Raw genomic sequence first — 21,829 nt, 5'->3', positions numbered from 1 at the left:
CGCGCGAGACGAAACGATCAGACGGAAATGCTCAGGCGGTTGCGCGCCGTTACTCGGCCGCTTGTCGAACCGCAGTCGTGCCCGTCATCGCCCGCGCTCCGGCTTCCACCGCCCGGACGATGTTGTGATAGCCGGTGCATCGGCAGATATTGCCCTCGAGCTCGGCGCGGATCGTCGGCTCGTCAACCGCCCCCTTGCGGTTCACGATATCGATCGCCGACATGATCATGCCGGGCGTGCAGAAGCCGCATTGCAGGCCGTGGTGCTCGCGGAAGGCCTCCTGCATCGGGTGCAGCTTGCCGTCCTTGGCAAGGCCCTCGATGGTCACCACGTCGGCGCCGTCGTTCTGCACCGCGAAGGTCGTGCAGGATTTCACCGCCTTGCCGTCGACATGCACCACGCAGGCGCCGCACTGGGAGGTGTCGCAGCCGACATGGGTGCCAGTCAGGTGGAGATGGTCGCGCAGGTATTGGACGAGCAATGTGCGCGTATCGACGTCGGCCGAGACCTGGCGTCCGTTGACCGTCATGGTCACCGTCGGCATAGGCGTTCCTCCTCACAAAATCGGGTGCATAAGGGCTGTTTTGGTCGGTTTTTGTTTTTCCCTTGGCTTTTACCACCGGAAATCCGGTGTTTTCAGCGCGATTTGCAGTTTGGACCCGTTCTTAAACGCGCGTCAAGCAGCCTGCGCGGAGGATCCGATCACGGCTGGGTGCAGGCCATGCGCACCCGCCCCTTTTCCTCGGTCGGGCGACTGGCCTAGGGTCACTGCCCTCGGGATCACTTGTCGGGAGAGGGACCGATGCCTCGCTTCACCACGTCGGACGGCCTGTCGCTGCGCTATGAGGACACCGGCGGCACCGGCCCGGTCCTCCTCCTGTCCAATTCGCTCGGCACCCGCCTTGAAATGTGGGACGACCAGATGCCGGTCTTTTCGTCCCATTACCGGGTGGTGCGCTACGACAAGCGCGGCCATGGCGAAAGCGAGCTGAAGGTCGGCCCGACCAGCTTCGCGCGACTGACCCGCGACGCGGTGGAGCTGCTCGACCACCTCGCCGTCGCCAGGGCGGACTGGTGCGGCCTGTCGATGGGCGGCATGAGCGGCATGTGGGCCGGCAGCCACTACGGCAGCCGCTTCGGCAAGCTGGTCCTGTGCAACACGGCGCCCAGCATGCCGACTGCCGATATGTGGAACCAGCGCATCGCGACGGTGAAGGCCAATGGCCTGAAGCCGCTGATCCCCTCCATCGTCGACCGCTGGTTCACCAAGCGCTTCCAGGCGGCCGATCCCAAGGCGGTGGCCCGGGTCGTCGCCATGCTGGAGACGACGCCCCCGGAAGGTTATGCCGCCTGTTCCGCCGCGATCCGCGACATGGACCAGCGCGAGGCGATCCGCCATATCGCCAATCCGGTCCTGGTCGTCGCCGGCACCCATGACGGCTCGACGCCGCCGGCCCGCGGCCGCGAGATCGCTGCCGCCATTGCGAATGCACGCTATGTCGAGCTCGACGCCGCGCATCTGTCCAATATCGAACAGACAGAAGCGTTCAACGCCGCTGTCGTCGATTTCCTGACCAGGTAAAGGGCTGCTCCGATGGACGAGAAGGACCGTTTCGAGGCCGGGCTGAGCGTGCGCCGCGCGGTGCTCGGCGATGCCCATGTCGACCGTTCGCTGGCCGCGCGCGACAGCTTCACCACCGAGTTCCAGGACCTGATCACGCGTTATGCCTGGGGCGAGATCTGGACGCGCCCCGGCCTCGACCGCAAGACGCGCAGCTTCCTGGTGCTCGCCATGACGGCCGCCATGGGGCGCTGGGAAGAGTTCCGGCTGCACTGCCGGGCGGCCTTTTCGAACGGCGTGACGACCGACGACATCAAGGAAGTGCTGCTGCAGGTGGCGATCTATGCCGGCGTGCCCGCCGCCAATACGGCGGTGAAGGAAGCGCGCGAGGTCTTCGCCGAGCTCGGCATCAAGACCTGACGGAAGCCTCATCGCGCCGCCGGTGGGGCCTCTGCCGGCGCGATGACGCGGGCGGCCGTGTCCGCCGGCCGAACGGCCTTCGGCGCCTTGCGCAGGCAGCGCGCAAGCCAGAGGCCGCCTTGGCTGAATGCAAGGCGGATCGCGGCATTGCGCAGGTCATGCCCCAGGCGCCGGTGGTGCTCGATCCGTTCCGCCGTCACGGCAGGTCGAGCGTGCGCAAGGCCGCGACGGCCGGACGACGGGCTCATGGCTGGCCGTCCCTGCGGGTCCATGTCCGGTCGCGGACGACCTTGCAGATCTGGACCTTGAATGTCCCGAAAAATGTCGCGAAGCCGAGGCGCTTGGCTTCGACATGGTCGGGATGGACCTTCCAGGCCTGCAGCCCCTCCTCGGTTTCGAATTCGACGATCGTCACGCGCTCGCCGTCCTCGGCGACAAAACCCTTGTGCGAGACATAACCGGGAACGGTCCGCGCCAATTCGCTCATGCGCTTCGCCACGGCGCTGTATTCTTCCCGCGCCTCGACGGCGAGGCGGGAGCGAAAGACTGTGACGATCATGAAAGCCAAACCCTGCCGGTGCGGTGGAATCTTCGGATGACCGCGCCGCGATAGGCGGCCGCATCCTCAGCGACACGGGCAGGATGCAAGGCGGCATAAAATCAATCAAATGCATAATGGATATTATGATTATGCTTCTGCTCTATCATCCAGCTTGACCTTCAACTCGTTCGCCAGCAATGCGATCGCAGGATCGAAACGGCCGGGAACTCCATTCCGGATCAACGTCACCGTCGCGGCCAGCTGGAAATCGGACACGTCGAGGGCCCTCAGGCGGGCTCGATGCGGGCTCTGGTCGAATTGCCGATACGGCACCAGCCCCAACCCGCCGCCATGGGCGAGGAGCGACAGTTGGAGGTCCTCCCCGAAGACTTCAGCCGCGATCTGAAGCGGCAGATTGAGGCGATCGAAAGCGCGCTCCAGTGCGGCCCGGCAGCCACAACCGCGCGGATTGAGGAACCAGCCTTCTTCCGCCAGGTCGCGCAGCCGCCAAGGGCTGGCGTCGCGCCGCATCGAAGTCCTGGACGAAGCGGACACGACGACGACACGCTCGGCGCCGAGCGACAGGCGCTGGAGGCTGGCCGGCATCGCATGGGCATCGGTGAGCAGCCCGACAGCGCAATCGATCGCGCCCGCCTTGACGTCCTCGATGAGACCGGCGCTCCAGTTGGAACTCACCTGCATGCGGACACGCGGGAAGGCCCGGCGCAGCGCATCGATCGGAGAGGTCAGGACCATTTCGCCCAATCCATGGGCGACGCCGACCCTGAAGTCCCCCTGAGGACTCGAAACACCCGTCGCGCAGGCTTCCAATTGCGCGACGGCAACGAGCACGTTCCGACAATATTCAAGCACGTGCTGGCCTTGCGCCGTCAGCACCGCCGGCTTCACCGAACGGTCGAACAGCGGAATTCCGCCAAGCGCGGCTTCAAAATTCTGGATGCGCCGCGTCGCCGCCGGCTGCGTCAGGTTGAGCCGGAGGGCGGCTCGATTGACAGAGCCGGTCTCGGCCGCCGCGACGAACGCCCTGATTTCTTGAATGTTCATGAGGCATGATCATACGGCATATGCCTTTATGCAAACAGCACATGATCCTTGCTGCTCCGGAATGGGGCCCCCTCAATCGTCGTCCGGCTCGCGGGACATGATCGAAAAATCCACCTGGCTGAGCTTCAGGTCGTATTTCCGGCCATCCGGCCCGACCGCGTCGTCCACCTCGAAGCGGCCGTTGTCGAATTCGATCTCGCCCCAGCGGGTAAAGCCGGCCTGGCGCAGCACCTCTTCGATCTGGCGCCGCTCTTCCGGCGATGGCGGCCGCTCCGTGCCCTGTCTCGGCGCCGCGGGCGGCTGCGGCGTGGTCTGCGCGACGGCCGCGCCGGCGGCCATTGGCCCTGCGGCGAGAATGGCGGCGGCAAGCACAAGACGCAGCCTTGTCGGCGGCATGGCGGTCTCCTTCCGTGACGGGTTTCGCCCCTATCAACACGGAACTGCGCCGATCGTTTCCTTGGAATGCGCTGAAGCGGCCAGCGGTGGCCTCAATGTCGGATCAACGCTCGATCGTCCGATAGCCGCGGCCGAAATAAGCGAGCGCCGGGCCGCCGCCGCCGACCCGCAGGCCCACCACCGTGCCGATGATGATGGTGTGGGTGGCCACCGGTTTGACCTCCAGGACACGGCAATCGAAAGTGACGAGCGCCGTGTCGAGCGCCGGCGATCCCGTCGCGAGGGGCGTCCATTCGCCGACGCTGAAGCGGGCGGCGCCGGAGAGCCCGCGCCGGCCGGCGAAGGTTTCGGCGAGCACTTCCGCGTCCGCGCCCAGCGCATTGACCGCGAAGACGCCATTCGATTCGATCAGCGCGCCGTTCGCCGACTTGCGGTTGAGGCAGACGAGCAGGGTCGGCGGATCATCGGACACCGAGGCGACCGCGATCGCCGTGAACCCGCTCGTGCCGGCGGGGCCGGCGGTCGTGATGAGATGGACGTGGCCGGCCACCGCCGCCATGCCGTCGCGATAGGACTGCGGCGTGACGCTCGCCTCCGGCACGACCCTTCCGCGGTTCGATCCGCCTTCCATGACCAACATCCTCAATTCCCGCCCGCATATAGGCCTTCGACGGGCTTTGCGCCAATCGGCGCGGACAAGTGTGACATGCGGACCGTTAACCGGGATTTCCCGGCGCTGACCCCGCCGGCCCGCGCCCCCGGGGACGCCCGAACCGCGGCCATGGCGCGCCGCATCTTATCCTTTTGGCGCATGCCGGCCCGGCCAAGGCCCGCCAATTCGCGGGTTCCGCCGCCGCCGCCGGCACCGCCGCCAGGCGTCCACACAGAAAAACGCATGACAGCCATTGTCGCCCGGCAGAGCCCTTGCTACGCATTTCGCATGGCTGGCCTTCCAACCGGACCCGCGCGGCAGTCGCGGAGGAACAGAGGGCGCAGGCACGGCGTACCTTTCGCGCCGAGGGGAATAGAAAAGGGATGGAGTCGGCATGGAAGTTTTCTTCCAGCAGCTGATCAATGGGCTTACGATCGGCTCGATCTACGGCCTGATCGCCATTGGCTACACGATGGTCTTTGGCATTATCGGCATGGTGAACTTCGCCCATGGCGATGTGTTCATGGTGTCCTCGTTCATCGCGCTGATCGCGCTGATGGTGCTCACCACATGGCTCGGCGTCGGGTCGATCCTGCTGGCGCTGCTGATCGTCCTGATCATCGCCATGGTGTTCACCTCGCTGATCAACTGGACCATCGAGAGGGTCGCCTACCGGCCGCTGCGCGGCTCGTTCCGCCTGGCCCCGCTGATCTCGGCGATCGGCATGTCGATCGTGCTGATGAACTTCGTCCAGATCGCCCAGGGCCCGCGCAACAAGGCGGTTGATCCCATTCTCAACACGGTGGTGCCCCTGTTCGGGGCCGGCACCTATACCGTGACCATTTCCTACAAGCAGATCCTGATCATGGTGACGACGGCGGTGCTGCTCACCATCTTCGCCTGGGTGGTCGCCAAGACCCCGCTCGGCCGCGCCCAGAGGGCCTGCGAGCAGGACCGCAAGATGGCCGCCCTGCTCGGCATCGACGTCGACCGGACCATCTCCATCACCTTCGTGATGGGGGCGGCGCTCGCCGCGGTCGCCGGCACGCTGTTTCTCGTCTTCTACGGCGTCGTCAATTTCGCCGACGGCTTCACGCCCGGCGTCAAGGCCTTCACCGCGGCCGTGCTCGGCGGCATCGGCTCGCTGCCCGGAGCGGTGCTCGGCGGCCTGCTCATCGGCCTGATCGAGACCTTCTGGCAGGCCTATTTCTCGGTCGAATACAAGGATGTGGCGGCCTTCTCCATCCTCGCCATCATGCTGATCTTCCTGCCCCAGGGCATTCTCGGCCGGCCCGACGTCGAGAAGGTATGAACGCGTGACGATCGCCCCCCCGCAATCCACCACCGCCGTCGCGACCCCGTCCCGCGATGTCGGCGGTGCGGTCAAGGACGCCCTCTTCGCCGGCCTCGTGGCAACCGGCGTGTTCGGCCCGCTCATCGGCTTCAAGACCGTGCAGGACATGCAGAACCGGCTGGTCCTGGAGACCCGCTGGGGCCTGCTCGCGGCGATCGTCGCCGCGGTCGCGCTCGGCCGCTTCCTGATCTCGCTCCTTGCGCGCCGCCATGTCGACCGGCCGGCAAGGCCCGCCTTCGTGTTGCCCGCCGCCGTTTCCAAGGGCCTGCCGCCGGCCGCGCTCGCCGTCTGCTTCGTCTATCCGTTCCTGATCTACGCGCTCACCGGCGGCTCCGGCGCCCTGAAATGGGTCGACAATTTCGGCGTGCAGATCCTCATCTACATCATGCTCGCCTGGGGCCTGAACATCGTCGTCGGCCTCGCCGGCCTGCTCGACCTCGGCTATGTCGCCTTCTACGCGGTCGGCGCCTATGCCTATGCGCTGCTGGCGACCCAGATCATTCCCGCGACCGTCCCGCAGCTCGGCGTCTGGGCGTTCTGGATCTGCCTGCCCATTGCCGGCATGCTCGCCGCCTTCTGGGGCATTATCCTCGGCTTTCCGGTGCTGCGCCTGCGCGGCGACTATCTCGCCATCGTCACGCTCGCCTTCGGCGAGATCATCCGGATGGTGCTGATCAACTGGAAGGATTTCTCGAACGGCTACGAGGGCATTTCCAGCATCCCGCGGCCGTCCTTCTTCGGCATTCCCTTCAATGCTTCCGACACCGGATTTGCGGCGACCTTCGGCTTCGAGTTCACGCCCATCCACCGCACCCTCTTCCTCTACTATGTCATCCTGTGCCTTGCCCTGCTCACCGCCTGGGTGTCGGCGCGGCTGCGCCGCCTGCCCGTCGGCCGTGCCTGGGAAGCACTCCGCGAGGACGAGATCGCCTGCCGTTCGCTCGGCATCAACACCGTCAACACCAAGCTCACCGCCTTCGCCATCGGCGCCATGTTCGGCGGCTTCGCCGGCTCGTTCTTCGCCGCCCGGCAGGGCTTCATCTCGCCCGAAAGCTTCACCTTCCTGGAATCGGCGACCATTCTCGCCATCGTCGTGCTCGGTGGCATGGGCTCGCTGATCGGCACGGCGGTGGCCGCCATCGTGATGATCGGCGGCACCGAGCTGCTGCGCGAGCTCGACTGGATGAAGGCCATCTTCGGCAACGACTTCGATCCGGTGCAATACCGCATGCTGATCTTCGGCCTCGCCATGGTCGCCATCATGGTCTGGAAGCCCCGCGGCTTCGTCTCGACGCGCATGCCGACCGCCTTCCTGAAGAACCGCCGCGCGATCTCGGGCGATCTCGTCAAGGAAGGACACGGATGAGCGGTCCAGAGACTGTCACGGGCGGCGGTCCGGCCGCCGACGCGCCGCGCGTCATCGACCCGATCCTGGTCGTCGAGCACCTGACCATGCGCTTCGGCGGCCTGACTGCCATCGGCGACCTGTCCTTCGCCGCCCGGCGCGGTGACATCACCGCGGTGATCGGGCCCAACGGCGCCGGCAAGACGACGGTGTTCAACTGCATCACCGGCTTCTACAAGCCGACCGAGGGCAGGATCACGCTGAAGCATCCGGCCGCGGGCGACTTCCTGCTGGAACAGATGCCCGACTTCATGATCTCGCGCACGGCCAAGGTCGCGCGCACCTTCCAGAACATCCGGCTGTTCTCGGGCATGACGGTGCTGGAAAACCTGCTGGTCGCCCAGCACAACCCGCTGATGCGCGCCTCGCTCTTTTCGATCGGCGGCATTCTGGGCCTGCCGACCTATGGCCGCGCGGAAAGGCAGGCGATCGACAAGGCCGCCTACTGGCTGGAGCGCACGGGCCTGACCCCGCGCGCCGACGATCCCGCCGGCGACCTGCCCTATGGCGACCAGCGACGCCTGGAGATCGCCCGCGCCATGTGCACCGATCCGGTGTTGCTCTGCCTCGACGAGCCTGCCGCCGGGCTCAATCCGCGCGAGTCGCTGGAGCTGAACACGCTGCTGCGCTTCATCCGCCAGGAGCACGGCACCTCGCTGCTGCTGATCGAGCACGACATGAGCGTGGTGATGGAGATCTCCGACCATATCGTCGTGCTCGACTACGGCCGGAAGATTTCCGACGGGCCGCCGGCGGCGGTTCGCGAGGATCCCAAGGTGATCGCCGCCTATCTCGGCGTCGACGATCGCGACGTCGACAAGGTCGAGGCGGAGGTCGGCCTATGAGCGCCCTCCTCTCGGTGCGTGGCGTCGAAACCTATTACGGCGCGATCCAGGCCCTGAAGGGCGTCGACATCGATGTCGGCGCCGGCGAGATCGTCACGCTGATCGGCGCCAACGGCGCGGGCAAGTCGACGCTGATGATGACCATCTGCGGCAGCCCGCAGGCCAGGCGTGGCACGGTCGTCTACGACGGCGTCGACATTACCCGCATGCCGACGCATCAGATCATGCGCCGGCGCATCGCCCAGTCGCCCGAAGGCCGGCGCATCTTCGCGCGGATGACCGTCTACGAAAACCTGCAGATGGGCGCCTCGCTGACCGATCCCGCCCATTTTGCCGACGATCTGGACAAGGTCTTCGCCCTGTTCCCGCGGCTCAAGGAGCGGCGCGACCAGCGCGGCGGCACGCTGTCCGGCGGCGAGCAGCAGATGCTGGCGATCGCCCGGGCGCTGATGAGCCAGCCGAAGCTGCTCCTGCTCGACGAGCCTTCGCTCGGCCTCGCGCCCCTGATCGTCGCGGGCATCTTCAACGCCATCCGCGAGCTCAACCGCACGGAAGGCCTCACCGTCTTCCTGGTCGAGCAGAACGCCTATCACGCGCTGAAGCTCGCCCATCGCGGCTACGTCATGGTCAACGGCACCATCACCATGTCAGGCTCCGGCGCCGAGCTCCTGGCGCGCGAGGAAGTGCGTGCGGCCTATCTCGAGGGAGGTCGGCACTGATGCAGGGCATTCTCTACGAGGAACCCTCGATCTGGCTGTTCCTGATGGTCACCGTGCTGATGGGCGGCTGGGCCGCCTGGATGACCGGCTCGGCCTGCGCCGAAACCTGGCGCGGGCTGCCGCAGACCTGGGCCTATCTCGTGCTCCTCGGCTGCGGCGTGCGCTTCATCCATTTCGCCCTGTTCGAAGGCACGCTGCTCTCGCCGCACTACTACCTGGTCGACACCGTCGTGCTGCTGCTGATCGGCACCACCGCCTGGCGGGCCGCCCGGGCGCGCCAGATGACCACGCAATACTGGTGGCTCTACCAACGTACCGGCCCTCTGTCCTGGGCGAAGCGGCCGGAACCTCTGTCTTCCCGTCCGGGAAGTTCCTGATGGCGTCGAGGAATACCAACAAGCGGCTGACAAGGCCCAAGAAAGAGTGTTCGATCGGACCAAGGGCCATGGGCTGCCCGCGATAAGGACACCTGCAAAGCTTCTGCTCTTCTCAAGGGAAGGATGAGAGATGACCAAAAAGTTGCTTGCCGGGCTGACGCTCGGTCTGGGTCTGGCCCTGGCGGTTCCCGCCCAGGCCCAGATCCGTCTCGGTGTGGCCGGGCCGATGACCGGATCCAGCGCCGCCTTCGGCGCGCAGCTGCGCAACGGCGTCGAACAGGCGGTCGAGGACATCAATGCGGCGGGCGGCATCCTCGGCCAGCGCATCGTGCTGTCGGTCGGCGACGATGCCGGCGATCCCAGGCAGGGCGTCAACGTCGCCAACAAGTTCGCCGGTGACGGCGTCCGCTTCGTCGTCGGCCACTTCAACTCGGGCGTCACCCTGCCCGCTTCGGAAGTCTATGCCGAGAACGGCGCGGTCTACATCACCCCGGCCGCCACCAATCCGCGCGTCACCGAGCGCGGCCAATGGAACGCCTTCCGCACCTGCGGACGCGACGACCAGCAGGGTGCCGTCGCCGGCGCCTATCTCGCCCAGCATTATCGCGACAAGAAGATCGCCATCGTCCACGACAAGACGACCTATGGCAAAGGCCTGGCCGACGAGACGCAGAAGGCGCTGCGCGCCGCCGGCCTGCGCGAAGTCATCTACGAAGGCGTCAACACCGGCGAGAAGGACTTCTCGGCGCTCATCTCCAAGCTGAAGGCGGCCGGCGTCGACATCGTCTACTGGGGCGGCCTGCACACCGAGGGCGGCCTGATCGTCCGCCAGATGCGCGACCAGGGCGTCCAGGCGCCGCTCATGTCCGGCGACGGCATTGCCGACAACGAATTCGCCGCCATTGCCGGCCCCGGCGCCGAAGGCACGCTAATGACCTTCCCGCCCGACCCGCGCAACCGCCCGGAAGCCGCCGCCATCGTCGAGCGCTTCCGCACCCAGCGGCGGTTCGACCCGCAGGCCTATACGCTCTACAGCTATGCCGCGGTCCAGATCTTCCAGCAGGCGGCGATCGCCACCAACTCGCTCGACCCGCGCAAGATCGCCGAACACATGCGCTCGGGCGTCGTGTTCAAGACCGTGATCGGCGACATCTCCTACGACAAGAAGGGTGACATCACCCGCGCGGACTACGTCACCTATACCTGGCGGCGGCAGCCGGACGGCAAGATCACCTATGTCGAGAACTGAATGAACCGATGAAATCCGGGGCCCGAAGGGCTCCCCGTCCTGAGGGGGACGAGACCCCGTCCGGAGCGATCCGGGCGGGGTTTTTTCTCGGGCGACTGGCGAGCGGCGAATAGCGAATGGGGGAGGCCCGACGGACTTTGTGCAACTCCCGCAAGGACGGGGCGCCCCTTCCCCTGTTCGCCATTCGCCATCCACGCCTAACCGAAAGCGGCGAGCGCCGGGAAGGTTTCCAGAAGCCAGTAGGCGGCGGTCGCCATGCCGCCGGTCAGGAAGGCGATGCCGGTCGCGACCAGCAGCCCGCCCATGGCCATCTCGATCGCCCGCAGCCGCCTCTTGACTGCCGAGGCGAAGGCGAGGAAGCGGCGGATGGCGAGCGCAGCCAGCACGAAAGGAATGCCGAGCCCCAGCGAATAGACCGCCAGCAGCAGCGCGCCGCGATGGACGGTCATTTCCGAGGCGGCGACGGCGAGGATCGCCGCCAGAACCGGCCCGATGCACGGCGTCCAGCCGAAGGCGAAGGCGAGCCCCATCACATAGGCCCCGAGGGGACCCGCACGCGGCGCGACATCGACCTTGGCCTGGCGGTAGAGCAAGGGGATGCGGAACAGCCCGAGGAAATGCAGGCCCATGATGATGATGGCGATGCCGGCAATGGTGGCGAAGGTGCCGGAATGCACCCTGAGCACCTGGCCGAGCACCGAAGCCGAGGCGCCGAGCAGCACGAAGACGGTGGTGAAGCCGGCGACGAAAACCAGCGCGAGCGAAACGGCACGCTTCACCAGCGCCTTGCCGGCGTCGACCTCGGCAAGGTCGTCGAGCGTGGCGCCGGTCAGATAGACGAGATAAGGCGGCACCAGCGGCAGGACGCAAGGCGACAGGAAGCTGACGAGGCCCGCAAGCAGGGCCGCGGTAAGGGTCACATCGGGCATCAAGGGTCCGCCGAGCGCCAGGAAACCGTCGCCACGGAAGACTTCCGTGGCGGGCGCCCTCTCGTCTATCGCCCCGCGCGCCCGATCGGAAGCATTGACTTCGGCCGCTCGCACAGGCGTGATCGGCCGTGAACATGCCGGACCGGGGCGAAACCGCCGCGGCAAGCGCCGCAACCGGCGGTGCCTGCCGGACCCGTGCGCCCGCCCCCGAACCCGCCGGCTGAGCCATGAGCGATCCGATCACCGTCACCTACCTGTTCGACCCGCTCTGCGGCTGGTGCTACGGCGCCTCGCCCGTCATCCGCCAGTTGGCCCGCGCGCCCGGCATTGCGGTCGTGCCCGCGCCGACCGGCCTGTTCTCCGGCGCCGGAGCGCGGCCAATGGATGCGGACTTTGCCGCCTATGCCTGGTCGAACGACCAGCGCATCGCCCAGCTCACCGGCCAGCCTTTCAGCGAGGCCTACCGCCTGAAGGTGCTGAACGCGCCGGGGCAGCGGTTCGATTCGACGGCCGCCACGGCCGGCCTTGCCGCCGTACATCTCAGCCGGCCGGAGGCTGAGCTCGACGCCCTCGCCGCGCTGCAGTCGGCGCGTTACGACGGCGGGCGCGACATCGTCTCGGCGGCCGGCGTCGCCACCATCCTGCGCGAGGCCGGCCTTGCCGAGGCGGCGGACCGGCTCGCCGCGGCAGCCCCCGCGCTCGTCGACGCGGTGCGGCAGCGCACCGGCGCGGCGCAGCGGATGATGGCGGCTTTCGGCGCCCGCGGCGTACCGGCCCTGGTCGCCGGCACCGGCGGCAACCAGCGCCTGCTCGGCTCCAATGCGCTGTTCGGCGATGCCCGGGCGCTGATCGCCGCGATCGGCGCAAGCTGATCGAAGCGGACAAGAAACCGTTCACCATCGCCGGCATTCGCCGGCCGGCCTTAACGCCTGTGGCCGACCGGGCGTCTAGAATGGCGGGTCACATGTGGGAGCGTGTCGCCATGATCCCGGTCATCAACGGATTTGTCTGCGTCACCAGCGAGGATGCAAGCTTTGCCCGGCGCGGGCTCGATCCGCAGAATCCGACCAACGACCCCGCCATTGCCGACCGGCTGGCGGTGAGCGTCGGGCGTGCCGTCATGCCCGAAGCAGCCTTCGATGCGCTCGTCGCTCATCCGGAGGCCGTCGCCGAGGCGGCCGCCCCGCAATTCGGCCCGAAGCCCGCCGCCGGCCCCGGCCGGATCGTCGATCTGTCGGCCTAGCATCCAGGCAGAGATGATCCATCCCGCCGCGGCCTCCAGCTTACGGATGCACGGCACTTTGCGCGGAGCCCGACGCCCGACGTCCCGCGCGGCGGTTCAGCCGAAACGCTCGATGCGATAGGGCTTGAGATCGATGCGCGGCGCCTCGCCGGCCATTGCCGCCAGCAGCGCCTTGGCGGTCGCCGGCCCCAGCGTGAAGCCCCAATGGCCGTGGCCGAAGGCGAACCACAGGCCTTCGTGGCGCGGAGCCGCTCCGATCACCGGCCGCGAATCCGGCGTCGCCGGCCGGCGGCCCATCCAGGGCTCGGCCTCCACCGGCTCGCCGAGATCGAACAGGTCGCCCGCCGCGCGCAGCGCCCGCTCGAGCTGTACCGGGGTCTTCGGCGCGTCGGGCATGGCGATCTCGATGCCGGTGGTCAGGCGAATGCCCTGCTCCATCGGGCACAGGCAATAGCCGACATCCTCGTCGCAGACCTGGCGTGTGAGGAAGGCATTGCCCTTCGGCTGGTAGTGCCGGTGATAGCCGCGCTTGGCAGTGAGCGGCACCGAATAGCCGAATTTTGCAATGAGATCGGCGGACCATATGCCCAGCGCCACCACCACCTGGCGGGCCAGGATGCGTCCGTCGGCGGTCTCGACCGCAAAGCCTTCCGGCACCTTGGCAAGCGTCATGGCGTCGCCCTTGGCGAAACGGCCGCCGGCCGCGACGAAGGCCTCGGCATAGGCCTTGGTCACGCCGCCCGGGCTCGACACGGTGTCGGCATCCTGCTGCCAGATCGCGCCAGCGAAATTGCCCTTCAGGTGCGGCTCCAGCTCCAGCGTCTCGCCCTTGCTGAGCGTCACGCTGCGCAGGCCGTATTCGCGGGCGAGCCGCTGGCGCCGCGCCTGGCCGTCCAGGCTCTGCTGGGTGCGATAGAGCTCCAGCCAGCCGTCCTGGCGGAAATAGCGCTCGGCACCGGCCAGCTTGGCAAACTCCCGGTGGCTCGCCACCGCCTCGGCGAAGAAGGGCCGCATGACCCGCGCGGTCTCCTCCAGCTTGTCGGGAGCCGACCAGCGCCAGTAGTCGAACATCCAGCCGGCGACGCGCGGCAGGGCGCTCGGATGATAGTGCGAGGCCGCCTGGCGGTTCAGGGCATGCTTGAACAGGCTCGGCAGGTCGCGCGGCATGGCGACCGGATAGAGATTGCCGCCATCGACCACGCCCGCATTGCCGTAGCTCGTTTCCTCGCCGGCCCCACGCCGGTCGACCAGCACGGTGGACAGGCCGCGGCGACGCGCCTCGAGCGCCGCCGACGCGCCGACCATGCCGGCGCCGAGAACCAGAACATCGTGGATTTCAGTCATGGGTGGCCCGTCATTGCAATGCGGCGCCACACTGCCGGTTCGCCTTGCATCAGACAAGCGCAGGCCTGCTTCTCATTGCCCGCGCACCTTGAGGCATGGTACCGGCGGGGCGACTTGGGAGAGCCCGACCATGAAACCGATCCTGATCGCCCCTTCGATCCTTGCCGCCGACTTCGCCAGGCTCGGCGAGGAAGTGCGCGCGGTCGACGCCGCCGGGGCCGACTGGCTCCATCTCGACGTGATGGACGGCCATTTCGTGCCGAACATCTCCTTCGGTCCCGATGTGATCAAGGCGATGCGTCCGCACAGCGCCAAGGTGTTCGACGTGCACCTGATGATCCAGCCGGCCGATCCGTACCTGGAAGCCTTCGCCAAGGCCGGGTCCGACATCATCACCGTCCATGCCGAAGCCGGCCCGCACCTGCATCGTTCGCTTCAGACCATCCGCGCGCTGGGCAAGAAGGCTGGCGTGTCGCTCAATCCGGCAACCCCGGCCAACGTCGTCGAGCATGTCCTCGACCTCACCGACCTGATCCTGGTCATGACGGTCAATCCGGGCTTCGGCGGCCAGGCCTTCATCGCTTCGCAGGTGGCGAAGGTCGCGCAGCTCCGCCAGATGATCGCCGGGCGCGACATTCTCATCGAGATCGACGGCGGCATCACGCCCGAGACCGCCCCCTCGGTCGCCGCCGCCGGCGCCGACGTGCTGGTCGCCGGCTCCGCCGTCTTCAAGGGCGGTGCCACCGGCTATGCGGCGCGGATCGCAGCGATCCGGGCTGCAGCCGAACACGCCCGCGGCACGATGGTGTGACCCCCGTCCCTTTAGACCCCGTCAACGGCTGGCGGCTAGACTGCCGGCATGGTCACGAAAGCGGCTCTGACGATCGAACGCAACGGCGACGCAGCAGGCAGCGAGGCACCGGCGCCCCGGCCGAAACGGCCACGCGCACCGCGCAGGACCGCAGCGCCGGCGGCCAAGCCGGCCAAGGCGGTCCAGCAGAAACCGGCGCCGCGGCGCAGCGACGGGCCCTGGATGCGCGCCTTCACCGCGGGCTTCTGGGTGGCGCTCGTCGCCCTCGGCGCGGCGGCCGCCCTGTCGATCCGCGCCGGCCATGCTCCGTCCTGGCGCAGCCTTTCGGTCGTCTGCCTGCAGGCTCTGCCGCTCTGGCCGGGCATGATGCTGTTCTGGCGGTTGCTGGAGAGCCTGAGACGCCGCTTCGCCGCCACGCCGCTGGCGCTCTGGCTCGGGGTTGCGCTGATCGGCGCCGCGCTGACCATGCTGATCGCGCCCGGCATTGTCTTTGCCATCCATTCCCGTTCGCTGGTCATGGCCGAGGATCTCGACGGCGACCTGACGCTCTGGCAGCACGTGCTGGGCCTGACGCATGCCTTCTCGCTTTATGTCACCACGGCATTCCGCCTCTGGTGGCCCTGGGGCGCGCTGATACCGGTCATGGTCGCGGCCCTGTTCTGGCGGACGCAGCGCCGGATCTAGCCCGCCCGTGCCCGGTTTGCGCGATCGGATGCAACCGGCACAAAAAACGCGATCGCCGCGGTTTCGTTGCAGTTCGCGCCCCGGCCTGCTAAGCCCCGGCCATCCCCTCTCCGCGCAAGGCTGCCCGCGATGATCCCGCGCTATTCCCGTCCCGAGATGACCGCCATCTGGGATCCGCAGACCAAGTTCCGCATCTGGTTCGAGATCGAGGCCCATGCCTGCGACGCGCTCGCCGAGATCGGCGTCATCCCCAAGGAGGCCGCCGCCAATATCTGGGCGCGCGCCAAGGACGTGACCTTCGACGTTGAGCGCATCGACGCCATCGAGCGCGAGGTCAAGCACGACGTCATCGCCTTCCTCACCCATCTCGGCGAATTCATCGGGCCGGATTCGCGCTTCGTGCACCAGGGCATGACCTCGTCCGATGTGCTCGACACCTGCCTCAACGTCCAGCTCGTGCGCGCGGCGGATCTGCTTATCGCCGATACGAAGGCGCTGCTCGCGGCGCTGAAGCGGCGCGCCTTCGAGCACAAGCTGACCCCCACCATCGGCCGCTCGCACGGCATCCATGCCGAGCCGACCACGTTCGGCCTGAAGCTGGCGCAGGCCTATGCCGAATTCGACCGCGCGCTGCAGCGCCTGGAAGCGGCGCGCGAAGAAGTGCGCACCTGCGCGATTTCCGGCGCCGTCGGCACTTTCGCCCAGATCGATCCGCGCGTCGAAGAGCATGTCGCGCGCGCCATGGGCCTGAAGGTCGAGCCAATCTCCACGCAGGTCATTCCGCGCGATCGGCACGCCATGTTCTTCGCCACCCTCGGCGTCGTCGCCTCCTCGGTCGAGCGGCTCGCCACCGAGATCCGCCACCTGCAGCGCTCGGAGGTGCTGGAGGCCGAGGAGTTCTTCTCGGAAGGTCAGAAGGGCTCGTCGGCCATGCCGCACAAGCGCAACCCGGTGCTGACCGAGAACCTCACCGGCCTTGCCCGCCTGGTGCGCGGCATGGCCCTGCCGGCCATGGAGAATGTCGCACTCTGGCACGAACGCGACATTTCCCACTCCTCGGTCGAGCGCATGATCGGCCCGGACGCCACCGTCACCCTCGACTTCGCGCTGGTGCGCCTCACCGGCGTCATCGACAAGCTGATGGTCTATCCCGCCAACATGCAGAAGAACCTCGACCGGCTGGGCGGTCTCGTCCACTCCCAGCGGGTGCTGCTGGCGCTGACCCAGAAGGGCGTGTCGCGCGAGGATGCCTACCGGCTGGTCCAGCGCAACGCCATGCCGGTCTGGCGCGGCGAAGGCGAGTTCCTGACGCTGCTCAAAGCCGATGCCGACGTCCGCAAGGCGCTGAGCGAGGCCGAGCTCGAGGAGAAGTTCGATCTCGGCTACCACCTGAAGCATGTCGACACGATCTTCGCCCGCGTGTTCGGGGCGAGCTGACGCCATGCGCACCGCAGACGCCGATATCCTGATCGTTCCCGGCTACACCAATTCCGGCGAGGATCACTGGCAGTCGCGCTGGGAAGCCAAGCTTCCCACCGCCCGCCGGGTCGATCTCGGCGACTGGCACAAGCCCGACAAGCGGCTCTGGGTCGACAAGCTGGCGACCGCAGTCGCCTCCTGCACGCGCCCGGTGGTGCTGGTCGCCCATTCGCTCGGCGTCATCACCGTCGCCCATGCCGCACCGATCTTTCCGCGCGGCGTCGTCCGCGGCGGCTTCCTGGTGAGCATGCCCGACATCGAGGAGGGCACCGACATTCCGGCCATCGATCGCGCCTTCGCGCCGATCCCGCGCGAGCCGCTGCCCTTCCCCTCGGTGCTGATCGCGAGCCGCAACGACCCGCACTGCTCGTTCGAGCGCGCCGAGGATTTCGGTTATGCCTGGGGCTCGGCGATCTCCGATGCCGGCGAGGCCGGCCACATCAATACCGATTCCGGCCACGGCCCCTGGCCGGAGGGGCTGATGCGCTTCGCCGGCTTCATGAAGACGCTGGGCTAGGTCTGGCAGGCCGCGCCGGCACGCGCGGCCGCCTCGTCACGCGCGTCAGCCGCGCACCACCTTGAGCGCCGCTTGCGCGCCGCTGCGCACGATGAGCGCGTCGTTCACCAGCGAGATGAAGCCCCAGCCCTGGCTCGCGAGTTCCTTGGCCCGTTCCGGGCTCGGCGCGTAGCAGCCGGTCAGCTTGCCCGCGCGCTTGGCGGCCTTCATCACCGTCTCGAAGGCCTCGGCCACCACCTGGTTGTTCGGGTCGAGCTTGGCGCCGTTGAGCAGCGTGATCGAGAGATCCGACGGGCCGGCGAAGACGCCGTCGATGCCGGGCACGGCGAGGATTTCGTCGACCGCCGCGAGCGCGGCGCGGGTCTCGATCATGGCGAGCGTCACCGTCATCGTATTGGCCTTCTGCAGGTAGTCCTGCGGGCCGAGGCCGGTGAGCTGCTGGAAGCGGTTGCCGCCCCAGGAACGGTCGCCGAGCGGCGGATATTTGGTCGCCGAGGCGAGGCGCTTCGCGTCCGCGGCCGAGTTGATCATCGGCGCGATGATGATCTCCGCACCGACATCGAGCAGGCGCGCCGCGCCGCCGAAATCCTCGAGCGCGACGCGTACGCCGGCCGGCTTGCCGGCATGATTGACCGCGCTGATGCCGCGGATCGCGCTCATCAGGTCGATCGAAGAATGCTGCATGTCGAAGGTGACGGCGTCGAAGCCCTCGCGGGCGATGGCGTCGGCAACCAACGGCTCCGGCATGCCGAGCCAGGCGGTGAACAGGCTGTCGCCGGCGCGCAGCCGTTCGGCGAGCGTATAAGGCTTCGGCGTCTGATGCATGAGGTCCTCCCGGGCGGCCGCCGGCCTGCCGGCGCCTTTGTCGTCTCCTGCGATAGGTGACCGGGATCGCCCTTTCCCGTCAACGCCGCGATGGCGCGCAGCTGCGATGCCGCCGCTTGCCGCCCGGCCGGTGACGCGACGGGAGCGCGTGGCCGGCCGCTGGCGAAAAGTTAACGCCTTTCGACCAAGATCCGGCCAATTGTCGCTTGTGAAGGTTCGTCATGCGTATCACCTTCGAGCCGAGCTCCTTCGACCCCTTCGCCGGCATGCGCCATCAGGTCAAACCCAGTGCCGACCTCGCCACCCGCGTGCCGACCATCCTGGTGTTCGATTCAGGCCTGGGCGGCCTGACCGTGCAGCGCGAGATCGCGCGGCTGAGACCAGACGCCCGCTTCGTCTATTGTGCCGACGATGCAGCCTTCCCCTATGGCCGGCGCGACGAGACGGAGGTGATCGCCCGCGTGCTCGCGGTCATGGAGCGGCTGGTCGCCGCGCACCGGCCGGACTGCGTGGTGATTGCCTGCAACACGGCCTCGACCCTGGTCATGCCGCATCTGCGCCGGCACTTCGCCCTGCCCTTCGTCGGCACGGTGCCGGCGATCAAGCCGGCCTGCGAGCAATCCGTCTCGCGCATGGTCAGCGTGCTCGCCACGCCCGGCACGGTGGCCCGCGACTACACCCATGCGCTCATCGCCGAATTCGGCCAGGGCTGCGACGTCAATCTCGTCGGCTCGGTGCATCTTGCAAGCCTCGCCGAAGCGGTGATGCGCGGCGAACCAGCGGACGAGGCGGCGATCTCGGCCGAGATCGCCGCCTGCTTCGTCGAGAACCGCAGCCGGCGCACCGACACGATCGTGCTCGCCTGCACGCACTACCCGCTGCTGATGGCGACGTTCCGGCAGCTGGCCCCCTTCCCGGTGACCTGGATCGATCCCGCTCCGGCCATTGCCCGCCGGGTTGTGCAGATTCTCGGACCGGCGCGGCCCACGGCCGAGGTGCCGGCAAGCCTGGCGCTGCTCACCGGCGGCAAGGCACGGGCGGCACTGGCGCCGGTCTTTTCCAGCTATGGTTTTGCCGAAACCGGCGTGGAGCCGCTGCCGCTTCATTGACATGAGCGGCGCGCCTCTGTAAGGACGCCGCTTCTCGACGGATCGTCGTCAGGCGACCCGTGGGGATTGTGCGCACCCGCGATCGGGCTTTCGGGTCCGGTCTGTCGTGTTTCCGGTGATCCGGGGACAAGAGGAGGGCGCGTCTCCTATCGACCAACAACGACAAGGGACACGCGATGTCGAAGCGTCATGCAGCCAAATACAAAATCGACCGCCGGATGGGGCAGAACATCTGGGGTCGTCCGAAGAGCCCGGTCAACCGCCGCGAATATGGCCCCGGCCAGCACGGCCAGCGCCGCAAGGGCAAGCTCTCGGACTTCGGCACCCAGCTGAAGGCCAAGCAGAAGCTGAAGGGCTATTACGGCAACATTTCCGAGAAGCAGTTCCACGCGATCTACACCGAGGCCGTCCGCGTGAAAGGCGATACCGGTGAGAACCTGATCGGCCTCTTGGAGCGCCGCCTCGACGCCGTCGTCTATCGCGCCAAGTTCGTCCCGACCGTGTTCGCGGCCCGCCAGTTCGTGAACCACGGCCACATCAAGGTCAACGGCCGCCGCGTCAACATCCCGTCCTACCGGGTGCGTGTCGGCGACGTGATCGAGGTCAAGGAAGCTTCGCGCCAGCTCGTCCTGGTGCTGGAAGCCTCGCAGTCCGGCGAGCGCGACGTGCCCGACTACATCGATGCCGACCACAGCAAGATGACCGCCAAGCTGGCGCGCATCCCGACCCTGTCGGAAGTGCCCTATGCGGTCCAGATGGAACCCTCGCTGGTCGTCGAATTCTATTCGCGCTGACCGGCGTTCCATCCCCTGCCATCAAAGGCCGCCTTCGGGCGGCCTTTTTCGTTCGCGGCCCGACATCGAGCGACGGCCCGCTCCGAACCCTCACGGGCTCTCGCGGTCGATCGGCCAGTGCTTGAAGACGTCCGTAGCCTCGCAGCGCGCCGCATGGGCGGCGAGCGCCGGAAAGGCATGGACAGGCACCGCGTCCGGAATGGTGAAACGGATGAAGCCCCAGGCGACGGCGGCGCCGATGCTGCCATGGGTCCAGGGCTCCGGACCGTTCGCCCAGCGCTCCGCAGCCGCCGTGTCGAGCGCCCCGAGCGCCTCGAAAAGCTGCTCGCGCACACGATCGAGCCAGGGCTGGTAGTGGAAGGCTTCCGGGCGCTTGCGCTCGTATTCGATGCTGATGGCCTTCTCGCAGGTGACGATGGCCAAGCCTGTGGCGCGCAGATCCGCCACCCGCGCCGCGGCGGCCTGCGGCCGCAGCGAGCGGCCGGCAATGTCCTCGAAATGCGTGATGATCAGCTGCGATTCCATCAGCACCGTGCCGTCGTCGGCCACCAGCGACGGAGCCTTGACGAGCGGATTGATGGCCCGGAACCGGTCCATGTGCCGGAACACCGAAACCGATTGGTGTTCGAACGCAATGCCGAGAACGGTGGCCGCGATCGCCGCGCGGCGCACATAGGGACTGTCGAGCATGCCGACCAGCAACATGAAAACCTCCTGTCAGGAGGCCGAAGGTTGGGCTGGAACGGCGGGCCATGCAAATGGAGTGATCTGATCGGTCGATCACGCCAAGTGATGGATCGAGCCTGATGGATCGAGCCTGATGGATCGAGCCTGATGGATCGAGCCTGATGGATCGAGCCGGACGGATCGGTGCCGGATGGCTGCGGCCGGCGGCGCTCGGGCCTACCAGGAGCGGCGCGGGCCGTCGTCAATGTGGATGAGGCCGTTGCGATAGCGCTTGACGCCGCCAAGATCAGGGCGCGCGCGCAGGAAGGCGATGACCGCCGCGCCATTGCCGCTGACGCGGAAATCCGCCGCCCGGCAATCCCGGTGGTAGGAGCCGCGCCAGTCGTTGGTGCGCACGAAACGGCCGTTGCCGCGATGGGTCGAGCGCACCAGGATCGGCCCGAAACGCATGGCGACGTCGTTCAGCGCGCGCCGCACCGGCACCGGCAGGCAGGCGAGCGGCACGCCCGGGTCGGGCATGACCCGTTCACCGGCCATGCCGGTATTGCGCTCGACGCCCGGCGTCCCCGGCAGGAAGCGCGGCCAGTCCTGCGGTCCGCCTTGCGGCGGCAGGGCGGCGAGCACCGGCCCGCGCGCCGGCGTCGGGGTCGAGATGACCGCCGGCGGAACGGGGTTGTTCAAGGCACCGGCCGGCGATGCCGGAATGACCATGGTGGTCGCGCTGCCATGGGAGGCGAGCACCGGCGCGGGGCCTGCCGGAACGGTCGCGGCATGGCTGGAGACGGCGGTCGGATTGGGCATCGGCACCGGCGCGGCAGCGGGC

General features: G+C 67.7%; 26 protein-coding genes and 1 pseudogene. 16 read left to right on the top strand and 11 right to left on the bottom strand.

The window, feature by feature from the left end; translation table 11 throughout:
- Nucleotides 1-49 precede the first annotated feature (49 nt).
- Nucleotides 50-544 carry a (2Fe-2S)-binding protein gene (locus tag OZ671_RS19655; protein WP_038305882.1) on the bottom strand — a complete coding sequence of 165 codons (495 nt, stop codon included), beginning with the start codon at nucleotides 542-544 and terminating at the stop codon, nucleotides 50-52.
- Nucleotides 545-802: 258 nt separating this feature from the next.
- Here OZ671_RS19655 and pcaD point away from each other — a divergent pair, with 258 nt between their 5' ends.
- Nucleotides 803-1,582, top strand: coding sequence for a 3-oxoadipate enol-lactonase (pcaD, locus tag OZ671_RS19650; RefSeq protein WP_268862321.1), 780 nt, complete (start codon nucleotides 803-805; stop codon nucleotides 1,580-1,582).
- Between the two features lie 12 nt (nucleotides 1,583-1,594).
- Nucleotides 1,595-1,981, top strand: a complete 387-nt coding sequence (gene pcaC, locus OZ671_RS19645; RefSeq protein WP_038305886.1) for a 4-carboxymuconolactone decarboxylase — start codon at nucleotides 1,595-1,597, stop codon at nucleotides 1,979-1,981.
- A gap of 8 nt (nucleotides 1,982-1,989) precedes the next feature.
- On the opposite strand, the gene OZ671_RS19640 is transcribed toward pcaC, so the two are convergent.
- From OZ671_RS19640 to OZ671_RS19620, 5 genes are all read right to left on the bottom strand, one after another.
- Nucleotides 1,990-2,229, bottom strand: a complete 240-nt coding sequence (locus OZ671_RS19640) for a hypothetical protein (RefSeq protein ID WP_268862320.1) — start codon at nucleotides 2,227-2,229, stop codon at nucleotides 1,990-1,992.
- A complete protein-coding gene (locus OZ671_RS19635) occupies nucleotides 2,226-2,540 on the bottom strand; it encodes an antibiotic biosynthesis monooxygenase family protein (RefSeq protein WP_268862319.1) in 315 nt (104 codons plus the stop codon). Before OZ671_RS19635 ends, OZ671_RS19640 begins: the two co-directional genes overlap by 4 nt.
- 129 nt (nucleotides 2,541-2,669) lie before the next feature.
- The gene (locus OZ671_RS19630; RefSeq protein WP_268862318.1) at nucleotides 2,670-3,587 is read right to left on the bottom strand and encodes a LysR family transcriptional regulator; all 918 of its coding nucleotides are present in this window, start codon (nucleotides 3,585-3,587) and stop codon (nucleotides 2,670-2,672) included.
- Between the two features lie 72 nt (nucleotides 3,588-3,659).
- Entirely contained in the window at nucleotides 3,660-3,983 is a 324-nt protein-coding gene (locus OZ671_RS19625) for a PepSY domain-containing protein (protein ID WP_268862317.1), read from the bottom strand.
- Between the two features lie 103 nt (nucleotides 3,984-4,086).
- Nucleotides 4,087-4,614: a flavin reductase gene (locus OZ671_RS19620; protein ID WP_268862316.1), complete on the bottom strand. Its 528-nt coding sequence runs from the start codon at nucleotides 4,612-4,614 to the stop codon at nucleotides 4,087-4,089.
- Between the two features lie 415 nt (nucleotides 4,615-5,029).
- Here OZ671_RS19620 and OZ671_RS19615 point away from each other — a divergent pair, with 415 nt between their 5' ends.
- The 6 genes from OZ671_RS19615 to OZ671_RS19590 all read left to right on the top strand — a co-directional run bounded on the left by OZ671_RS19615 (nucleotide 5,030) and on the right by OZ671_RS19590 (nucleotide 10,584).
- Nucleotides 5,030-5,947, top strand: a complete 918-nt coding sequence (locus tag OZ671_RS19615; protein ID WP_268862315.1) for a branched-chain amino acid ABC transporter permease — start codon at nucleotides 5,030-5,032, stop codon at nucleotides 5,945-5,947.
- A 10-nt stretch (nucleotides 5,948-5,957) separates the two neighbouring features.
- Complete coding sequence (gene livM, locus OZ671_RS19610) at nucleotides 5,958-7,355, top strand: high-affinity branched-chain amino acid ABC transporter permease LivM (RefSeq protein WP_268862381.1); 1,398 nt, start codon at nucleotides 5,958-5,960, stop codon at nucleotides 7,353-7,355.
- Nucleotides 7,352-8,239, top strand: coding sequence for an ABC transporter ATP-binding protein (locus OZ671_RS19605; protein ID WP_268862314.1), 888 nt, complete (start codon nucleotides 7,352-7,354; stop codon nucleotides 8,237-8,239). Before livM ends, OZ671_RS19605 begins: the two co-directional genes overlap by 4 nt.
- Complete coding sequence (locus OZ671_RS19600) at nucleotides 8,236-8,958, top strand: ABC transporter ATP-binding protein (protein WP_268862313.1); 723 nt, start codon at nucleotides 8,236-8,238, stop codon at nucleotides 8,956-8,958. The genes OZ671_RS19605 and OZ671_RS19600 overlap by 4 nt, the downstream gene beginning before the upstream one ends.
- Nucleotides 8,958-9,335, top strand: a complete 378-nt coding sequence (locus OZ671_RS19595; protein ID WP_268862312.1) for a DUF6867 family protein — start codon at nucleotides 8,958-8,960, stop codon at nucleotides 9,333-9,335. Before OZ671_RS19600 ends, OZ671_RS19595 begins: the two co-directional genes overlap by 1 nt.
- A 130-nt stretch (nucleotides 9,336-9,465) precedes the next feature.
- Nucleotides 9,466-10,584: a branched-chain amino acid ABC transporter substrate-binding protein gene (locus OZ671_RS19590; RefSeq protein ID WP_038305900.1), complete on the top strand. Its 1,119-nt coding sequence runs from the start codon at nucleotides 9,466-9,468 to the stop codon at nucleotides 10,582-10,584.
- A 197-nt stretch (nucleotides 10,585-10,781) separates the two neighbouring features.
- Here OZ671_RS19590 and OZ671_RS19585 read toward each other — a convergent pair whose 3' ends face one another.
- Nucleotides 10,782-11,513, bottom strand: coding sequence for a cytochrome c biogenesis CcdA family protein (locus OZ671_RS19585; RefSeq protein WP_268862311.1), 732 nt, complete (start codon nucleotides 11,511-11,513; stop codon nucleotides 10,782-10,784).
- Between the two features lie 227 nt (nucleotides 11,514-11,740).
- Between OZ671_RS19585 and OZ671_RS19580 the strand changes: the two genes are divergently transcribed.
- Both OZ671_RS19580 and OZ671_RS19575 read left to right on the top strand, forming a co-directional pair.
- Nucleotides 11,741-12,385, top strand: a complete 645-nt coding sequence (locus OZ671_RS19580; protein ID WP_268862310.1) for a DsbA family protein — start codon at nucleotides 11,741-11,743, stop codon at nucleotides 12,383-12,385.
- 110 nt (nucleotides 12,386-12,495) lie between these two features.
- The gene (locus OZ671_RS19575) at nucleotides 12,496-12,756 is read left to right on the top strand and encodes a hypothetical protein (protein ID WP_103168657.1); all 261 of its coding nucleotides are present in this window, start codon (nucleotides 12,496-12,498) and stop codon (nucleotides 12,754-12,756) included.
- A gap of 96 nt (nucleotides 12,757-12,852) precedes the next feature.
- On the opposite strand, the gene OZ671_RS19570 is transcribed toward OZ671_RS19575, so the two are convergent.
- Nucleotides 12,853-14,100, bottom strand: coding sequence for an NAD(P)/FAD-dependent oxidoreductase (locus OZ671_RS19570; protein WP_268862309.1), 1,248 nt, complete (start codon nucleotides 14,098-14,100; stop codon nucleotides 12,853-12,855).
- 130 nt (nucleotides 14,101-14,230) lie between these two features.
- On the opposite strand from OZ671_RS19570, the gene rpe reads away from it, so the two are divergent.
- The 4 genes from rpe to OZ671_RS19550 all read left to right on the top strand — a co-directional run bounded on the left by rpe (nucleotide 14,231) and on the right by OZ671_RS19550 (nucleotide 17,591).
- Complete coding sequence (gene rpe, locus OZ671_RS19565; RefSeq protein ID WP_268862308.1) at nucleotides 14,231-14,911, top strand: ribulose-phosphate 3-epimerase; 681 nt, start codon at nucleotides 14,231-14,233, stop codon at nucleotides 14,909-14,911.
- Nucleotides 14,912-14,959: 48 nt separating this feature from the next.
- The gene (locus OZ671_RS19560; protein WP_268862307.1) at nucleotides 14,960-15,595 is read left to right on the top strand and encodes a hypothetical protein; all 636 of its coding nucleotides are present in this window, start codon (nucleotides 14,960-14,962) and stop codon (nucleotides 15,593-15,595) included.
- A 129-nt stretch (nucleotides 15,596-15,724) separates the two neighbouring features.
- Complete coding sequence (purB, locus tag OZ671_RS19555; RefSeq protein ID WP_038305914.1) at nucleotides 15,725-17,032, top strand: adenylosuccinate lyase; 1,308 nt, start codon at nucleotides 15,725-15,727, stop codon at nucleotides 17,030-17,032.
- Between the two features lie 4 nt (nucleotides 17,033-17,036).
- A complete protein-coding gene (locus OZ671_RS19550; protein ID WP_268862306.1) occupies nucleotides 17,037-17,591 on the top strand; it encodes an RBBP9/YdeN family alpha/beta hydrolase in 555 nt (184 codons plus the stop codon).
- A 45-nt stretch (nucleotides 17,592-17,636) separates the two neighbouring features.
- Here OZ671_RS19550 and OZ671_RS19545 read toward each other — a convergent pair whose 3' ends face one another.
- The gene (locus tag OZ671_RS19545) at nucleotides 17,637-18,416 is read right to left on the bottom strand and encodes an HpcH/HpaI aldolase family protein (RefSeq protein WP_268862305.1); all 780 of its coding nucleotides are present in this window, start codon (nucleotides 18,414-18,416) and stop codon (nucleotides 17,637-17,639) included.
- A gap of 266 nt (nucleotides 18,417-18,682) precedes the next feature.
- Between OZ671_RS19545 and murI the strand changes: the two genes are divergently transcribed.
- Entirely contained in the window at nucleotides 18,683-19,525 is an 843-nt protein-coding gene (gene murI, locus OZ671_RS19540) for a glutamate racemase (protein WP_268862380.1), read from the top strand.
- Nucleotides 19,526-19,701: 176 nt separating this feature from the next.
- Entirely contained in the window at nucleotides 19,702-20,319 is a 618-nt protein-coding gene (gene rpsD, locus OZ671_RS19535) for a 30S ribosomal protein S4 (protein WP_268862304.1), read from the top strand.
- Between the two features lie 90 nt (nucleotides 20,320-20,409).
- Here the strand turns inward: rpsD and OZ671_RS19530 are convergent, their stop codons facing one another.
- Together OZ671_RS19530 and OZ671_RS19525 are read right to left on the bottom strand one after the other, a co-directional pair.
- Nucleotides 20,410-21,024 (bottom strand): glutathione S-transferase, encoded by a 615-nt coding sequence (locus tag OZ671_RS19530; RefSeq protein WP_268862303.1) that lies wholly within the window; start codon nucleotides 21,022-21,024, stop codon nucleotides 20,410-20,412.
- Nucleotides 21,025-21,222: 198 nt separating this feature from the next.
- A pseudogene (locus OZ671_RS19525) lies at nucleotides 21,223-21,829 on the bottom strand (D-Ala-D-Ala carboxypeptidase family metallohydrolase); the annotation flags it as partial.

The sequence above is a fragment of the Phreatobacter sp. AB_2022a genome, from assembly GCF_026847585.1.
In the GTDB taxonomy this organism is placed as follows: Bacteria; Pseudomonadota; Alphaproteobacteria; order Rhizobiales; family Phreatobacteraceae; genus Phreatobacter.
This window is presented reverse-complemented; position numbering and strand designations above follow the sequence as displayed.

Excerpts from the sequence above, each read along its gene's own strand:
- OZ671_RS19570 (WP_268862309.1), bottom strand. The coding sequence starts at position 14,100 with ATGACTGAAATCCACGATGTTCTGGTTCTCGGCGCCGGCATGGTCGGC.
- rpsD (WP_268862304.1), top strand. The coding sequence starts at position 19,702 with ATGTCGAAGCGTCATGCAGCCAAATACAAAATCGACCGCCGGATGGGG.
- OZ671_RS19620 (WP_268862316.1), bottom strand. The coding sequence starts at position 4,614 with ATGGAAGGCGGATCGAACCGCGGAAGGGTCGTGCCGGAGGCGAGCGTC.
- pcaC (WP_038305886.1), top strand. The coding sequence starts at position 1,595 with ATGGACGAGAAGGACCGTTTCGAGGCCGGGCTGAGCGTGCGCCGCGCG.
- OZ671_RS19625 (WP_268862317.1), bottom strand. The coding sequence starts at position 3,983 with ATGCCGCCGACAAGGCTGCGTCTTGTGCTTGCCGCCGCCATTCTCGCC.
- OZ671_RS19560 (WP_268862307.1), top strand. The coding sequence starts at position 14,960 with ATGGTCACGAAAGCGGCTCTGACGATCGAACGCAACGGCGACGCAGCA.
- OZ671_RS19615 (WP_268862315.1), top strand. The coding sequence starts at position 5,030 with ATGGAAGTTTTCTTCCAGCAGCTGATCAATGGGCTTACGATCGGCTCG.
- OZ671_RS19585 (WP_268862311.1), bottom strand. The coding sequence starts at position 11,513 with ATGCCCGATGTGACCCTTACCGCGGCCCTGCTTGCGGGCCTCGTCAGC.
- rpe (WP_268862308.1), top strand. The coding sequence starts at position 14,231 with ATGAAACCGATCCTGATCGCCCCTTCGATCCTTGCCGCCGACTTCGCC.
- OZ671_RS19550 (WP_268862306.1), top strand. The coding sequence starts at position 17,037 with ATGCGCACCGCAGACGCCGATATCCTGATCGTTCCCGGCTACACCAAT.
- OZ671_RS19590 (WP_038305900.1), top strand. The coding sequence starts at position 9,466 with ATGACCAAAAAGTTGCTTGCCGGGCTGACGCTCGGTCTGGGTCTGGCC.
- OZ671_RS19655 (WP_038305882.1), bottom strand. The coding sequence starts at position 544 with ATGCCGACGGTGACCATGACGGTCAACGGACGCCAGGTCTCGGCCGAC.
- OZ671_RS19580 (WP_268862310.1), top strand. The coding sequence starts at position 11,741 with ATGAGCGATCCGATCACCGTCACCTACCTGTTCGACCCGCTCTGCGGC.
- OZ671_RS19605 (WP_268862314.1), top strand. The coding sequence starts at position 7,352 with ATGAGCGGTCCAGAGACTGTCACGGGCGGCGGTCCGGCCGCCGACGCG.
- OZ671_RS19640 (WP_268862320.1), bottom strand. The coding sequence starts at position 2,229 with ATGAGCCCGTCGTCCGGCCGTCGCGGCCTTGCGCACGCTCGACCTGCC.
- OZ671_RS19530 (WP_268862303.1), bottom strand. The coding sequence starts at position 21,024 with ATGTTGCTGGTCGGCATGCTCGACAGTCCCTATGTGCGCCGCGCGGCG.
- murI (WP_268862380.1), top strand. The coding sequence starts at position 18,683 with ATGCGCCATCAGGTCAAACCCAGTGCCGACCTCGCCACCCGCGTGCCG.
- pcaD (WP_268862321.1), top strand. The coding sequence starts at position 803 with ATGCCTCGCTTCACCACGTCGGACGGCCTGTCGCTGCGCTATGAGGAC.
- OZ671_RS19635 (WP_268862319.1), bottom strand. The coding sequence starts at position 2,540 with ATGATCGTCACAGTCTTTCGCTCCCGCCTCGCCGTCGAGGCGCGGGAA.
- purB (WP_038305914.1), top strand. The coding sequence starts at position 15,725 with ATGATCCCGCGCTATTCCCGTCCCGAGATGACCGCCATCTGGGATCCG.
- OZ671_RS19630 (WP_268862318.1), bottom strand. The coding sequence starts at position 3,587 with ATGAACATTCAAGAAATCAGGGCGTTCGTCGCGGCGGCCGAGACCGGC.
- OZ671_RS19575 (WP_103168657.1), top strand. The coding sequence starts at position 12,496 with ATGATCCCGGTCATCAACGGATTTGTCTGCGTCACCAGCGAGGATGCA.
- OZ671_RS19545 (WP_268862305.1), bottom strand. The coding sequence starts at position 18,416 with ATGCATCAGACGCCGAAGCCTTATACGCTCGCCGAACGGCTGCGCGCC.
- OZ671_RS19600 (WP_268862313.1), top strand. The coding sequence starts at position 8,236 with ATGAGCGCCCTCCTCTCGGTGCGTGGCGTCGAAACCTATTACGGCGCG.
- OZ671_RS19595 (WP_268862312.1), top strand. The coding sequence starts at position 8,958 with ATGCAGGGCATTCTCTACGAGGAACCCTCGATCTGGCTGTTCCTGATG.